13 protein-coding genes are annotated in these 14,384 nt (G+C 70.4%); 9 read left to right on the forward strand and 4 right to left on the reverse strand.

Annotated features, from left to right (window positions below; genetic code table 11):
- Nucleotides 1-52: 52 nt before the first annotated feature.
- Nucleotides 53-808 carry a 3-oxoacyl-ACP reductase FabG gene (fabG, locus tag VF612_RS16835; RefSeq protein WP_408661007.1) on the forward strand — a complete coding sequence of 252 codons (756 nt, stop codon included), beginning with the start codon at nt 53-55 and terminating at the stop codon, nt 806-808.
- Between the two features lie 126 nt (nt 809-934).
- A complete protein-coding gene (ffh, locus tag VF612_RS16840; protein ID WP_408661008.1) occupies nt 935-2,470 on the forward strand; it encodes a signal recognition particle protein in 1,536 nt (511 codons plus the stop codon).
- An 87-nt stretch (nt 2,471-2,557) separates the two neighbouring features.
- On the opposite strand, the gene VF612_RS16845 is transcribed toward ffh, so the two are convergent.
- Nucleotides 2,558-3,478 carry an EAL domain-containing protein gene (locus VF612_RS16845; protein WP_408661009.1) on the reverse strand — a complete coding sequence of 307 codons (921 nt, stop codon included), beginning with the start codon at nt 3,476-3,478 and terminating at the stop codon, nt 2,558-2,560.
- A gap of 309 nt (nt 3,479-3,787) precedes the next feature.
- Here VF612_RS16845 and VF612_RS16850 point away from each other — a divergent pair, with 309 nt between their 5' ends.
- The 7 genes from VF612_RS16850 (at nt 3,788) to VF612_RS16880 (ending at nt 11,653) form a co-directional block, all read left to right on the forward strand.
- Nucleotides 3,788-5,365 carry a helicase HerA-like domain-containing protein gene (locus VF612_RS16850; protein ID WP_408661010.1) on the forward strand — a complete coding sequence of 526 codons (1,578 nt, stop codon included), beginning with the start codon at nt 3,788-3,790 and terminating at the stop codon, nt 5,363-5,365.
- Entirely contained in the window at nt 5,362-6,435 is a 1,074-nt protein-coding gene (locus tag VF612_RS16855) for an amidohydrolase family protein (RefSeq protein ID WP_408661011.1), read from the forward strand. Before VF612_RS16850 ends, VF612_RS16855 begins: the two co-directional genes overlap by 4 nt.
- Before the next feature lie 150 nt (nt 6,436-6,585).
- On the forward strand, nt 6,586-7,458 hold the full coding sequence (locus VF612_RS16860; protein ID WP_408661012.1) for a hypothetical protein: 873 nt from the start codon (nt 6,586-6,588) through the stop codon (nt 7,456-7,458).
- 140 nt (nt 7,459-7,598) lie between these two features.
- Nucleotides 7,599-7,934 (forward strand): hypothetical protein, encoded by a 336-nt coding sequence (locus VF612_RS16865; protein ID WP_408661013.1) that lies wholly within the window; start codon nt 7,599-7,601, stop codon nt 7,932-7,934.
- A gap of 171 nt (nt 7,935-8,105) precedes the next feature.
- Complete coding sequence (locus tag VF612_RS16870; RefSeq protein ID WP_408661014.1) at nt 8,106-8,972, forward strand: hypothetical protein; 867 nt, start codon at nt 8,106-8,108, stop codon at nt 8,970-8,972.
- Between the two features lie 129 nt (nt 8,973-9,101).
- Entirely contained in the window at nt 9,102-10,442 is a 1,341-nt protein-coding gene (locus VF612_RS16875) for an MFS transporter (protein WP_408661015.1), read from the forward strand.
- The gene (locus VF612_RS16880; RefSeq protein WP_408661016.1) at nt 10,439-11,653 is read left to right on the forward strand and encodes an amidohydrolase; all 1,215 of its coding nucleotides are present in this window, start codon (nt 10,439-10,441) and stop codon (nt 11,651-11,653) included. The genes VF612_RS16875 and VF612_RS16880 overlap by 4 nt, the downstream gene beginning before the upstream one ends.
- Nucleotide 11,654: 1 nt before the next feature.
- Here the strand turns inward: VF612_RS16880 and VF612_RS16885 are convergent, their stop codons facing one another.
- The 3 genes from VF612_RS16885 to VF612_RS16895 are packed head-to-tail and all read right to left on the reverse strand — an operon-like array spanning nt 11,655 to nt 14,381.
- Nucleotides 11,655-12,077: a S26 family signal peptidase gene (locus tag VF612_RS16885; protein ID WP_408661017.1), complete on the reverse strand. Its 423-nt coding sequence runs from the start codon at nt 12,075-12,077 to the stop codon at nt 11,655-11,657.
- The gene (locus VF612_RS16890; protein ID WP_408661018.1) at nt 12,074-13,888 is read right to left on the reverse strand and encodes an ABC transporter ATP-binding protein; all 1,815 of its coding nucleotides are present in this window, start codon (nt 13,886-13,888) and stop codon (nt 12,074-12,076) included. The genes VF612_RS16885 and VF612_RS16890 overlap by 4 nt, the downstream gene beginning before the upstream one ends.
- Nucleotides 13,866-14,381: a hypothetical protein gene (locus VF612_RS16895; protein WP_408661019.1), complete on the reverse strand. Its 516-nt coding sequence runs from the start codon at nt 14,379-14,381 to the stop codon at nt 13,866-13,868. Before VF612_RS16895 ends, VF612_RS16890 begins: the two co-directional genes overlap by 23 nt.
- Nucleotides 14,382-14,384: the final 3 nt, after the last annotated feature.

The raw sequence follows: 14,384 nt of genomic DNA on the forward strand, positions 1-14,384 counted from the left end.
CGGAGCGAGCGGGCGATGAGCGCTCGCGCGAAGAGCAGGGGAAGGGTTGAGCATGGCAGGAGTGCAGGATCGGGTGGCGCTGGTGACCGGCGGCGCGCAGGGCATCGGGGAGGCGGTGGCCACCCGGCTGGCCGCCGACGGCGCCAAGGTCGCGGTGCTGGACCTCAACGCCGACGCCGCGGTGGCCACCGCCGAGCGGATCGGCGGCGGCGCGATCGGCATCGGCGCCGACGTCAGCAAGGCCGACCAGGTGCAGGCCGCGGTCGACCGGGTGGCTGCCGAGTTCGGCGCCCTGCACATCCTGGTCAACAACGCCGGCGTGCTGCGGGACAACCTGCTGTTCAAGATGTCCGAGGAGGACTGGGACACCGTGATGAGCGTGCATCTCAAGGGCGCCTTCCTGTGCAGCAGGGCCGCCCAGGCGCACATGGTCACCGCCAACTACGGCCGGATCATCAACATGTCCTCGACCTCGGCGCTGGGCAACCGCGGCCAGGCCAACTACGCCACCGCCAAGGCCGGCCTGCAGGGCTTCACCAAGACGCTGGCCATCGAGCTGGGCCAGTTCGGGGTGACCGTCAACGCGATCGCGCCGGGCTTCATCGAGACCGCCATGACCAAGGCCACCGCCGAGCGGATCGGCACCACCATCGAGGAGATGCGCGAGCGGGTGGCCTCGACCATCCCGGTCCGCCGGGGTGGCGTGCCCACCGATATCGCCAACACCGCGGCGTTCTTCGCCGGCGAGGAGTCCGGTTACGTCACCGGCCAGGTCATCTACGTCGACGGCGGCCGCGGGCTGCTCTAGCGGGTTCTCCACCGTCCGGCTCCGGCGGTCCGGGCGGCCGCGGCACTCACGTAACCTTGAGCGCGACGGCCGTCGCCGTCCAGCGGCGGCGCTGAGCGCGCACATGGGCACAAAGGGGTTTTCTCGGTGTTCGACACTCTGTCTGATCGGCTGAACAAGGTCTTCACCGGCCTGCGTGGCAAGGGCCGGCTGTCCCAGGCCGACATCGACTCGGTGGCCCGCGAGATCCGGATCGCCCTGCTGGAGGCCGACGTCGCGCTGCCGGTGGTCCGCCAGTTCATCGCGGCGGTGAAGGAGCGGGCAGCCGGCGAGGAGGTCAGCCGGGCGCTCAATCCCGCCCAGCAGGTCATCAAGATCGTCAACGAGGAACTGATCCAGATCCTGGGCGGGGAGACCCGGCGGCTGCAGTACGCCAAGAACCCGCCGACGGTGATCATGCTCGCCGGTCTGCAGGGCGCCGGCAAGACCACCCTGGCGGGCAAGCTGGCCCGCCATCTCAAGGACCAGGGCCACGTCCCGGTGCTGGTGGCCTGTGACCTGCAGCGTCCGAACGCGGTCAACCAGCTGCAGGTGGTCGGCCAGCGCGCCGGGGTGGCGGTCTATGCCCCGCAGCCGGGCAACGGGGTCGGCGACCCGGTCGCGGTCGCCCGCGACTCCCTGGACTTCGCCCTGCGCGCCCAGCACGACATGGTGATCGTCGACACCGCCGGCCGGCTGGGCATCGACACCGAGCTGATGCAGCAGGCCGCCGCGATCCGGGATGCGGTGCAGCCGCAGGAGATCCTGTTCGTGCTCGATGCGATGGTCGGCCAGGACGCGGTCAACACCGCCCAGGCGTTCCGCGACGGGGTCGGCTTCACCGGGGTGGTGCTCACCAAACTCGACGGTGACGCCCGCGGCGGCGCGGCGCTGTCGGTGCGCTACGTGACCGGCCAGCCCATCATGTTCGCCTCCAACGGCGAGAAGCTCGAGGACTTCGACGTCTTCCACCCCGACCGGATGGCCTCCCGGATCCTGGGCATGGGCGACATGCTCACCCTGATCGAGCAGGCCGAGAAGACCTTCGATGCGCAGGAAGCCGAGCGGATGGCTTCCAAGCTCACCAGCGGGAACGCGTTCACCCTGGAGGACTTCCTCGAGCAGCTGCAGGCGATCAGGCGGATGGGCCCGATCGGCAACCTGCTGGGCATGCTGCCCGGCGCCGGACAGATGAAGGAGGCGCTGGCCCAGGTCGATGACAAGGACCTGGACCGGACCGCGGCGATCATCCGGTCGATGACCCCGGCCGAGCGCGAGGACCCGAAGCTGATCAACGGCTCCCGGCGGCTGCGGATCGCCAACGGCGCCGGCGTCGCCGTCAGCGAGGTCAACAACCTCGTCGACCGGTTCTTCGAGGCCCGCAAGATGATGGCCCGGATGACCGGCGGGATGGGGCTGCCCGGCACCCGCCGGAACAACACCAGCAAGAGCCGCAAGGGCAAGAAGGGCAAGAACAAGCAGGCCGGACGCGGCCCGAGCCAGCCCAGGATGCCGGCCGGACTGCCCGGCATGACCGGACTGCCCGGCGGGCTGGGCTCCGGTGGCCTGCCGAGCGGGCTGGGCGGCCTGCCGCCGGGCACCGAGCTGCCCGACATCTCCAAGTTCAAGTTCCCGAAGTCCTGACGCCGTCCCAGCCGGCCGGGCGCCTACGCCTGGACCGACCTGCCGACGGAGCGTCCCGGCGCGTCGGGAGCAGGTCGGTCAGCCCACTCAGCGGCTGCTGGTCGTGGGCGCGGAGCCCCAGCTCGACCAGTCGCCCGGCGCGCTGGTCGGCATGCCGGTCAGGTGCCCCTGCAGGGTGTCCACTCCGAGCCGGGCCAGGCATTCCAGCTCGGACGTGGTCTCGACCCCTTCGGCGACGAGGGTGGCGCCCGAGCGGTGGGCGAACATCACCACCGCGGCCACCAGCGCGCTGCGGGCAGGGTCCTTGTCCACTCCCGAGACGATCGCCCGGTCGAGCTTGATGATGTCCGGGGAGAGGGCGACGATGTGGCGGAACGAGGCGTAACCGGCCCCGGCGTCGTCGACCGCCAACCGGATGCCGTGCGCCCGCAGCCGCATCCGGGCCTCGATCAGCGGCCCGTAGTCCTCGATCGAGGAGTGCTCGGTGACCTCGAGCACCAGCCGGTCCGGCCGGATCGCGGTCGAGCGGAGCTCGGTGAACAGAGCGGTGCTGGCGAAGGTGGCAGGTGAGACGTTGACCGCGACGTAGACGTCCGGCGGCAGGTCGACCGCGGCGCTGAGCGTGGTGCGCACCGCCAGCAGGTCCAGCTGCAGCGCCCGGTCCACCAGCTCGGCGTCGGTGAACCACTGCAGCGGTGTGATCAGCGGATCGCCGCCGAACCGGGCCAGCGCCTCGACGCCGACCACCCGCAGGTCCTGGGCGCTGACCACCGGCTGGAAGGCGATGGTCAGCTCACCGGTCCGGACCACCTCGTCGATCCGCCGGAACAACCGGCGCAGCCGTCGCTGCTCGCCGAACTGCTTGGCCAGCACCTTCCAGAGCGCGACGCACTGCAGCGGCAGCACCACACCGGCCACCACCGCGGTGACCAGCACGATCCGATCCGCGCTGCCGGCTCCCTGGCCGCGCTCGATCAGCAGGATGACGGGCCCAGCGACAACAATCAACAGATCCAGGATCGTGATGGTGACGAGAAGACGCCACAATCGACGGTCCGGCATTCGCCTCGCCCCCCGGTTCGGGCCTTTCTCCGATGTACGCGTGGACGCTGTTCCGCGACACCGGCGGGCATCGAGACCAGCAGGAGGCAGCCTACCCGCATGGTTGCCGTGACAGATCCAAACAGTGGTATCCATGTGCGCGCAAGTGACTTCGGCTGCAGACGGCCGCTGCCCGTCCCACGGGCGTCCCACAGCTAGGCTGCCTCAGAGACCGTTGCGGTCGCCATCGACGGATTCCAGCGCCGGGAGTGCCACATGGCCGAGACGCCTACCGAAACCGCGGCCAGCATCGCCGCCGGGTACGCCTTCGACAGCCCGTCCCTGGAGTTGGGCTCCGTGGTGCTGGACGGCGCCGCCTATCCCTCGGCCGGAGTCCGCATCCCGCTGGGCATGCTGAACCGGCACGGCCTGATCGCCGGCGCCACCGGAACCGGCAAGACCAAGACCCTGCAATTGCTCACCGAACAGCTGTCGGCGGCCGGCGTGCCGGTGGTGGTGGCCGACATCAAGGGCGACCTGTCCGGGCTGGCCACCCCCGCTCCGCCGGCCCAGCCCGGTGACCGGGTCACCCAGCGGGCCCAGGACACCGGCGACGACTGGCAGCCGTCGGCCTTCCCGGTGGAGTTCCTCGCGCTGGGCGGCCTGGGCAGCGGGGTGCCGGTCCGCGCCACCATGACGTCGTTCGGCCCGCTGCTGCTGGCCAAGATCCTGGACCTGAACGAGACCCAGGAGTCCTCGCTGGCCCTGATCTTCCACTACGCCGACTCGGCCGGGCTTCCCTTGCTGGATCTGAAGGATCTGCGGGCGCTGATCCAGTACCTGACATCAGACGAGGGCCAGGAGGCGCTCAAAGGCATCGGCGGGCTGAGCAAGGCGACTGCCGGGGTGATCCTGCGAGCGCTGATCACGCTGGAGAACAACGGCGGCGAGGCGTTCTTCGGTGAGCCCGAGTGGGAGCCGGCCGACCTGATCCGCACCGACGGCGCAGGCCGGGGGATCGTCTCGGCCCTGGAGCTGGCCTCGGTGCAGGACAAGCCCCGGTTGTTCTCGACCTTCCTGATGTGGCTGCTGGCAGATCTGTTCGCCGAGCTGCCCGAGGTCGGTGATCTCGACAAGCCGAAGCTGGTGTTCTTCTTCGACGAGGCGCACCTGCTGTTCAGCGATGCGTCCAAGGCGTTTCTGGAGCAGCTGACCCAAACCGTCCGGTTGGTCCGTTCCAAGGGCATCGGCATCTTCTTCGTCACCCAGGTGCCGGCCGACGTGCCCGACAGCGTCCTCGGCCAGCTCGGCAACCGGATCCAGCACGCGCTGCGCGCCTTCACCCCGGACGACGCCACCAACCTCGCCAAGGCGGTCCGCACCTATCCCAAGACCACGTCCTACGACCTGGCCCAGCTGCTCACCCAGCTGGGCATCGGCGAGGCGGTGGTCACGGTGCTGTCCGAGCGCGGCGCCCCGACGCCGGTGGCGTGGACCCGGCTGCGTGCTCCGCGGTCGCTGATGGCCCAGCTGGACCCGGCCCGGCAGGCCGAGGCGGTCGCCGGCTCGCCGCTGCTGGCCAAGTACGGCACGCCGATCGACCGGGAGTCGGCGTATGAGAAGCTCGCCGCCCGGTTGAGCGCGGCCGAATCAGCCGAGCCGGCTCCGGACGAGCCAGCGCCGCCGCGCCGTGCCGAGCCAGCGGACCGCGCGCCAGCCGAACCCGAGGGCGGCGCGGTGGCCGACGTCCTGGGCTCGCCCGCCTTCAAGTCCTTCGCGCGCTCGGCGGCCACCGTGCTGGGCCGCGAGATCACCCGGTCGCTGTTCGGCACCGCCCGGCGGCGGCGCCGGTGAGCGTGCTGCGCCTGCGCGGGATCCTGCTGCCGGAGGAGGAGCAGCGCGACGTCTGGGTGGTCGACGGCAGGCTGAGCTTCTCGCCGGTGCCCGATGCCGACACCATCGCCAGCGGTGGCTGGATCCTGCCCGGTTTCGTCGACGCGCACTGCCATATCGGCGTCACCACCGAAGGCTGGGCCGACCCCGATCTGCAGGTCGAGCAGGCGATTCTCGACCGCGATGCCGGCGCGCTGCTGCTGCGCGATGCCGGCGCGCCGGTGGACAACACCGGCGTCCAGCGCCGGGCGGACCTGCCGCGGCTGGTGCGGGCCGGCCGGCACATCGCCCGGCCGAAGCGCTACATCCGCGATCTCGGCGTCGAGGTGGAGCCGCAGGACCTGGTCGCCGAGGTGGAGCACCAGGCCGGCCGCGGCGACGGCTGGATCAAGCTGGCCGCGGACTGGATCGACCGCTCGGTGGGGGACCTGACGCCGGTCTGGCCCGACGACGTGCTGGCGGCCGCGATCGGCCGCGCCCACGAGCTGGGGGTCCGGGTGGCGGCGCACACCTTCAGCGAGCAGGCGCTGCCGGGACTGATCAACGCCGGCATCGACTCGATCGAGCACGGCACCGGGATCACCCCCGACCTGCTGGACGAGATCGCCCGGCGCGGGATCGCGGTGGTGCCGACGCTGATCAACATCGACACCTTTCCCGAGATCGCCGCCGCGGCGGCGGAGAAGTTCCCGGCCTATGCCGCGCACATGCGAGCGCTGCACGCCAGCTCCCGGCAGCGGGTCCGGGACGCCTTCGACGCCGGCGTGCCCATCTACACCGGGACCGACGCCGGCGGCTCGCTGCCGCACGGCCTGGTCCGGGAGGAGATCACCGCTCTGGTACAGGCCGGCATACCGCAGGCCGAGGTCATCGCCCAGGCGTCCTGGCGTGCTCGGGAGTGGCTGGGTTTCCAGGGCCTGACCGAGGGGGCGCTGGCCGACCTGGTGGTCTACGACGAGGATCCGCGCGAAGACCTGGCCACGCTGTACCAGCCGCGCCGGATCGTGCTGGACGGCCGGGTCATCCGCTGAACCGGAGCCGCCTGCGATCACGACGAAGCATCAACTTCGACTTCGTCTTCCGGCGGATAGGACATACCGGGTAAGTGGCCGCTTTGCGGTTGTACGCTCCGTCCACCCGCGGGTAGCCACCATGCGGGAATTCCCTGGATCGAGGACGCGATGAGCGATGTTGAGGGCACGGCCGGCGACAGCTCCGGCACAGTGATGGATCGGCGCGCTCTGCTGCGGATGAGTGGCGTGGTCGCGGGAATCGCCGGCATCGGTGGCTATGCGGTCGCGTCCGCGCCGTCGGCCGCTGCCGCCGCAGGCGACCCGGTGCTCATGGGTGCGACCAACAATGCGGGGACGGCGGGCACGCTGGTCACCACCGATGCGTACGGGCCGACCGTGCTGCTGTCCAATACCGGGCCGGGCGCGCCCTTGCGGCTGGCCGAGCGCTCGTCCCCGGATGCGCCGATCTCGGACTCCGGCGATCTGATGAACATCAACGGCGACCTTCACTTCGCGCACGGCGACTTCATGCTCGCGTCGGTCTTCACCTCCTACAACTCCGCGCGGCTCCTGCCGGTGCGGCCGTTCCGGGCGGTCGACACCCGCACCGCGGCGGGCCGGGCCAACATCGTCAACCGCGCCGGCAATCTCGACAGCGCCGGGCGGCTGATCGGCGGCCACACCATCGAGATCGACCTGGGAGACCACGTGTTCCAGGGAACCGCGGTGTACGCCAACCTGGCGGTGATCCAGGCGGTCGCCAGCGGCTACCTGACGGTGTGGCCGAGCGGCACGCGGCCCGGCACGTCGGCGCTGAACCACGCGGCCGGCCAGGTGGTGTCCAACTTCTGTGTCAGCGGCCTGAGCTTCGCCGACACCGTGCGGGTGTACGCCAAGGCCACGACCCACGTGCTGATGGACGTCGTCGCGTTCGCCGCCGGCGGCCCGGAGGATGTCAACGGGCCCTTGCTGGCTGCCACCGGCGATGCGCGCCTGGCCGCTCCGGCCCGCAAGCCGCCGGCGTGGCGGACCCACAAGTAGGGCCGGTGGCGCGGCCCGTCCGTCGCCCTGGCCGGATCACCTCCTGAAGCAGCGGTTGATCAGATGACGGCCAGGGGATAGCTGTAGATGCGATCCCCGGTGATTAGAACATTGAATGGTCCATCGACTTCGGTATCTATATGGTCTTCCAGGGCAAGGCGGTCCTCGCCAACCTGACGGTGACCCAGCCGACGGCCGCCGGTTACCTGACGATGTGGCACCAAGGCCCGAGGCCCGGCACATCCTCGCTGAACTACTCGGCCGGGCAGGTGTTGTCCAACTTCTGTGTCAGCGGTCTTCATGACGACAAGGTGCGTCTGTACGCCAGCCGCACGACCCATGTGGTGCTGGACGTGGTCGCGTTCGTCGTGAACAGCTCGTCGGACATCAACGACGAGCTGCTGCAGTACCCTCCTGAGTTCTCACACCAGGCCGGGCGCAAGCCTCCGGCGTGGTGGACCGCCAAGAACGGATAGGACCGCATATCCCACAGGCGTCTGGAACCTGGCCGGTCCGGCGCGCAAGCCGCCCGCCTGGTTCACCCGCAAGGGCGCCTAAGGCGAAACCAGATATGTGAGAGAAATTCAGCTATACGCTCCCCCCACCTGCGGGTAGCCACCACGCAGATTCAGGGATCGAGGACGCAGATGAGCGACGTTGAGGGCACGGCCGGCGACGGCTCCGGCGCAGTGATGAATCGGCGCGCTCTGCTGCGCGCGAGCGGGGTGGCGGCCGGTATCGCCGGTATCGCAGCCGCGCTCGCTCCCTCGGCCGACGCGGCGACGGGTGATCCGGTGCTCGCGGGAGCGAGCAACGACGGCGGGGCGTCGCCCACGACTCTGACCGCGAACACCTGGCAGCCGACCTTGATCCTGGACAACGCCGGAACCGGCGTGCCCTTGCGGCTGGCGGCGCACCCGGCTCCGGAGTTCGCCGACTCAGGCGACCTGATGAACATCGACGGCGACCTGTGTTTCGCGCACGGCGACTACTGGGTGGGGTCGGTCTACACCTCGCTCAGCGCCTCGCAGCTGATCCCGGTGCGGCCGTTCCGCGCCGTCGACACCCGCACCACGGCCGGCCGGGCCAACATCCTCAACCGCAGCGGCAATCTCGACAGCGCCGGCCGGTTGATCGGCGGCCACACCATCGAGATCGACCTGGGGAACGAGGTGTTCCAGGGCGCCGCGGTGTACGCCAATGTGACGGTGACCCAGCCGGTGTCCAGCGGCTACCTGACGGTGTGGCCCAGCGGCACGCGGCCCGGCACCTCGACGCTGAACTACCTGGCCGGCCAGGTGGTGGCCAACTCCTGCGTCAGCGGCCTGAGCTCGACGGACACCCTGCGCGTGTACGCACAGCGCACGACCCACGTGCTGCTGGACGTGGTGGCCTTCGCCGCAGGCATCTGGTCAGACGTCCGCAGGGCGCCCGAACCCCCACCCATCGTCCCCGTCGAGGATCTGGCAGGCCCGGCGCGCAAGGCGCCGGCGTGGCGGTCCCGCAGGAGCTAGGGCGGCCAGCCGGTGACCGCACCGTCGCGGGCAGCCGCTGCGCTCAACTGAGGGCGCCTGCTCCGGGACGGCGGCGGGCCGCGGCCTCACTAGGGTGGAATCGGTACGCCGATTCGAAGGGCCTGATGAGTGACCACCCTGCGTGGAAACCGCGCCATCGCCATATGGCGCTGGGGGATCGCGGTGGCCGTCTATCTGGTGGCGGTGTTCCACCGGACCTCGCTCGGCGTCGCCGGCCTGCAGGCGTCCAGCCGGTTCGGGATCAGCCCCAGCCAGTTGAGCATCTTCATCCTGCTGCAGCTGGGGATCTATGCCGGGATGCAGATCCCTACCGGGATCCTGGTCGACCGGTACGGTCCGCGCCGGCTGCTGGTGGTCGCGGCCTGCACCATGGGGGTCGCCCAGAGCCTGTTCGCGGTGGCCGACAGCTACCCGCTGGCCCTGGCCGCCCGGGCGGTGCTCGGGCTCGGCGACGCCCTGACGTTCGTGAGCGTGCTGCGCTTCGCCGCCGGGCAGTTCTCGCCCAACCGCTATCCGGTCGTGGTGTCGCTCACCGGCACCTTGGGCCAGATCGGCAACGTGGTCGCGACGCTGCCGCTGACCGCGTTGCTGCACAGCGCCGGCTGGACGCCCACCTTCCTCAGCGCCGGGTTGCTGTCGCTGATCAGTGGCGCCGCGGTGTATCTGCTGCTGCCCCGCTCGCCCAAGCTGCAGCACCAGCCCCGGGAGGCGGCGGTGCTGCTGGGTTCGCTGCGCGGCGTCGGGCGCCGGGTGAACACAGCCTGGTCGCTGGCCGGCACCCGGGTCGGCTTCTGGGTGCACTTCGGGTCGATGTCGACCTCGCTGACCTTCGCGGTGCTGTGGGGCGTGCCGTTCATGGTCGAGGGCCAGCGGATGAGCCGCAACGCCGCCAGCACCGTGCTGCTGCTGAGCGTGCTGGTGGCCATCCTGGTGGGCCCGCCGATCGGCTACCTGACCGGCCGGCACCCGGTGACCAGGGTGCCGCTGGCGATCGGCACCAGCCTGGTCACCGTCCTGGGCTGGTACGCGGTGCTGGCCGGGTTCTCCGGCCCGATCCCGTACTGGCTGCTGCTGGCGCTGGTGCTGGTGACCACCACCGGCGGGCCGGTGTCCTCGATCGGGTTCGCGCTGGCACGCGACTACAACGGCCCGGCGATCGTCGGCACCGCGACCGGGGTGGTCAACGTCGCCGGGTTCGTCGCCTCGATCGTGGCCTGCCTGAGCCTGGGCTGGACCCTGGACCTGCTGGGATCGCAGACCCTGGGCAGCTACCGGCTGGCCTTCGCGGTGGCGGTCACCGTGCAGGCGCTGGGACTGGCGCAGATGGTGCGCTGGTGGCTGCTGGCCCGGCGGGGGCTGCTGCGCGCCCTGGAGGCCGGGCAGTCGGTTCCCGTCCCGATCGTGCGGCACCGGTGGGATCTCGGCGCTGGCGATAGGGTCGGGTCATGACCCAGCAGAGCGGCAGTGTCGCGATCGTCGGCGGTTACGTCGTTCCCGTCGACGGCCCGCCGCTGCCGAACGGCACGGTGCTGATCGAGGACGGCGCCATCACCGCCGTCGGCGCCGACGTGCCGCTGGACGGCGACATCGAGGTGGTCGATGCCAGCGGCAAGTGGGTGCTGCCCGGCTTCATCGACGCCCACGCCCACCTCGGTGTCTGGGAGGAGGGCGAGGGCTGGGCCGGCGCGGACGTCAACGAGATGACCCATCCGAACGGCGCCCGGCTGCGGGCCCTGGACGCGATCAACCCGGCAGACGAGGGCTTCGCCGACGCCCTGGCCGGCGGCGTCACCTCGTGCGTGGTCAAGCCGGGCAGCGGGAACCCGATCGGCGGCCAGACGGTAGCCATCAAGACCTGGGGCCGGATGGTCGACGAGATGGTGATCAAGTCACCGGCCAGCGTGAAGAGCGCCCTGGGCGAGAACCCGAAACGGGTCTACGGCGACAAGGACAAGCTGCCCTCGACCAGGCTCGGGGTCGCCGCGGTGATCCGGGACGAGTTGACCAAGGCCCAGGACTACCTGGCCAGGCGCGACGCGGCGCTGGCCAGACAGGAGCCCTTCGAGCGCGATCCGTCGTCGGAGGTGCTGGTCCGGGTGCTGCAGGGCGAGCTGCCCTGGTGCCAGCACACCCACCGCGCCGATGACATCGCCACCGCGATCCGGCTGGCCGACGAGTTCGGCTACCGGCTGGTGATCAACCATGCCACCGAGGCCTACCTGCTGGCCGACGTGATCGCCGAGCGGGGCATCGGATGCATCGTGGGGCCGATGTTCCACACCAGGAGCAAGGTCGAACTGCGCAACCGCAACCTCGCCACCCCTGGCAAGCTGGCCAACGCCGGGGTCACCGTGGCGCTGACCACCGACCATCCGGTGGTCGGGATCGACTTCCTGGTGCACCAGGCGACCTTCGCCGTCCGGGAGGGAATGTCGCGCGAGGACGCGCTGCGCTCGATCACCATCAACCCGGCCAGCATCCTCGGCTTCGCCGACCGGGTCGGCTCGCTGGCCGAGGGCAAGGACGGCGACGTGGTGATCTGGTCCGGCGACCCGCTGGACGTCCTGCAGCGGGCCGAGCGGGTGTTCGTCTCCGGCCACGAGGTGTACCGCTACGCCGACGGCCAGCGCATCGTCAGCAACCCTTACCGCACCGGCTGAGCTATCGCGCCCGGACGCGGACCCGTCCCAGGACATCGGTCAGCGGTATATAACCGAGGTGCCGGGAATCCTGGCTGCGCTCGGCGTTGTCACCGGCCACCGCCAGGCAATCGGCCGGCACCACCGCGGGCAGCGCCGAGTCGGCGAACATCTCCGGACGTGACTCGCCGCCGGTGGCCACCACTCGCTTGACCCGGTAGTCGGGATCGCCGGGGACGCCGGAGCCATCGGGCGTCCAGAAGACGATCACCTCTCCGGTCCGGTAGCGCGCGCGCCGTACCGCCAGCACCCGCTGGCCGTCGAGCAGGGTCGGGCTCATGCTGTGCCCGCGCACGGTCGCCACCGTGCACCACCGGCGGGCCAGCAGCACACCCATGACCGACAGTCCACCGGCAACGCCGAGCCAGCCGAGCGAGCGGTTCACGGCAGCGCCTGTGACGTCTGGTCGCCCGTCGCCAGCTGGGCGTAGCGGGCGCCGTCTGCCATCAGCTGCTGATGGTCACCGTGCTCGGCGACCACCCCGTCGGCGATCAGGTAGATCAGGTCAGCATCGCGCACGCCGTGCATCCGGTGGCTGATCACCAGCCGGGTGGCGCCGGTCAGCGAGTGCAGCAGCCGGTTGAGCGCCGCATCGGCCGTGACATCGAGCCGGGAATTGGCCTCGTCGAAGATCACGACGTCGCGGTCGGCTCGCAGCAACGCACGAGCCAGCGCGATCCGTTGCCACTGACCGCCGGACAGCGAGGAGCCGCTCGCCCCGTCCTCGCTTGCCCGGCGCGGGCTCAACATCGTCTGCATGCCTTGGGGCAACCGGTCGATCGCGTCCAGCACGCCCGCCGCCGCAGCTGCCTCGCGGGCCTGCGCTGGTGTGGCGCCGGTGGCTCCGATCAGCACGTTGTCCAGGGCGGTCAGCTCGAAGCTGGTGTGGTCTTGCAGCACGCCCGCGATGCGTGATCGCAGCGAGGCAGGGTCGAGCGTCGCTATATCGATGCCGTCCCAGCGGATCTGACCCCGCTGCGGCTCGTAGAAGCGCAGCAGCAGGTTGACGATGCTGGACTTGCCGGCGCCGTTGAGCCCGACCAGCGCGGTGAACGCGCCGGCTGGCAGCTTCAGGCTCAGTCCGCGCAGCGCCCACTCGGTGGAGTTGGGGTAGCGGAACCACACGTCGCAGAATTCGATCGAGTCGCGCAGCGGCGGGGCCGGCTCGGCGCCACCGGCGGCCTGGGCAGCCTCGGACAGCGCGATCAAATCGAGGTAGCGGGCAAAGACCGCGCCGTAGATGTCGACCTCGACCAGCGCGTAGAGGACGCCGGTGATCGCGCTCTGCACAGCGACCACCGCGCTGGTGAACAGCAGGAAGTCGCCGACGCTCAACCGGCCCTCCGCGATCTGCCAGACCACCCAAGCAGAGCCGGCTCCGGCGATCACCGCGTTGAGCGAGGCGAACAGCAGTTGGCTCAGCGACTGCAGGATGGACCGGCGCACGTCCAACTTGACGGCAATCTGCAGGTGATGCCGGAGCCGGCCGATCAGGTCGTCCTGGGCGCCGTAGAGGCGTAGGTCCCGGGCGGCAGCCGGAGTGCTGAAGAGCTCGGTGAAGTAGTCACGCCAACGGTAGGCGGTGCTGGCCAGCTCCGCGTACCGGATGGACCGCGCGGTCGTCGCACGGCGGACCAACACCATGGGGACCACGGTCATCAACAGAACGGCGAGCATCGCGGGGGAGGTGACCCAGAGCACGCCGACGAACACGCCGAGGCGGGACAGTGAGCTGAAGATCTCGACGATGGTGCTGGCCACCATCGACGGGCCGTCATGAGCCCCCTCGCGAGCCAGGCCCAGCCGGTCCTGCAAGGTCGCGTCGTCCAGGATCTCGGTGCCGGGAAAGCCTGCGCAGGCGCGAGCGAGCTCGGTTTCGGTGACGACCCGGATACGCCCGGCGAGCCGGTAGGCGGGGATGCCCGCAAGCGAGTTCGCGGCCGTCGCCAGCCCGGTCAGCATCGCGATGAGGACGGCCGAGAGCACCAGTGCCCCCACTTGCTGGCGAGCAGCGTCGTCGCCGAGGTCGTTGACGAGGTTCTTGGTCAACACGGCGGCCGGCGCCAGCACCGATCCGGCCAGCATGCCGGCCAGGATGATGAGCACGAAGCTCACCGGTGAGATGCGGAACGCCAACCGGCAGGCCGCCAGGAACGCGCGTCCGGAGCTTCGGTCAGTGCGGGCGCGAAGCAGCATCGAGGCGGTCCGCAGCCATATACATCGCGGCGGTGACATCATGCAGCCGGTGCCCGCTGGCCGTGACCCGGCCGTTCTCGATGACCATGATCACCGGGTAGGTGTCGGGCCGGCCGAACGAGTCCAGCTCGTCGAAGGGGTGCGGCGCCACGACTGCCGTGGCGTCCTGCCAGGTGGCCAGGTACGCGGTGGTGCTCTCCGGATCGTCGGGTTCGCCGAGCACCAGGAACGGGATCGGCACGCCGTAGTCGAGCTCGTCGATTGCCCGGTGCAGTCGCTCGCAGGTGGAGCAGCCCAGCACCACCATGGCCACCAGCGCGGTGCCGCTGAGCATCCGCTCGGCTTCGGCGGGCCAGGGCTGCCGATCGAGTCCCAGCTCGATTCGATGGCCGCGAGGCGGCGTGGCCACCGGCCGGGCCGGCGTGCCGTCAGCTCCCTCACGCAGTCGGCGCAGGATGCCCACGGTCAGCAGTAGGTCAATGGCGACCAGCACTGA

It is taken from the genome of Jatrophihabitans sp. (genome assembly GCF_036388195.1).
Classification (GTDB): domain Bacteria; phylum Actinomycetota; class Actinomycetes; order Mycobacteriales; family Jatrophihabitantaceae; genus Jatrophihabitans_A.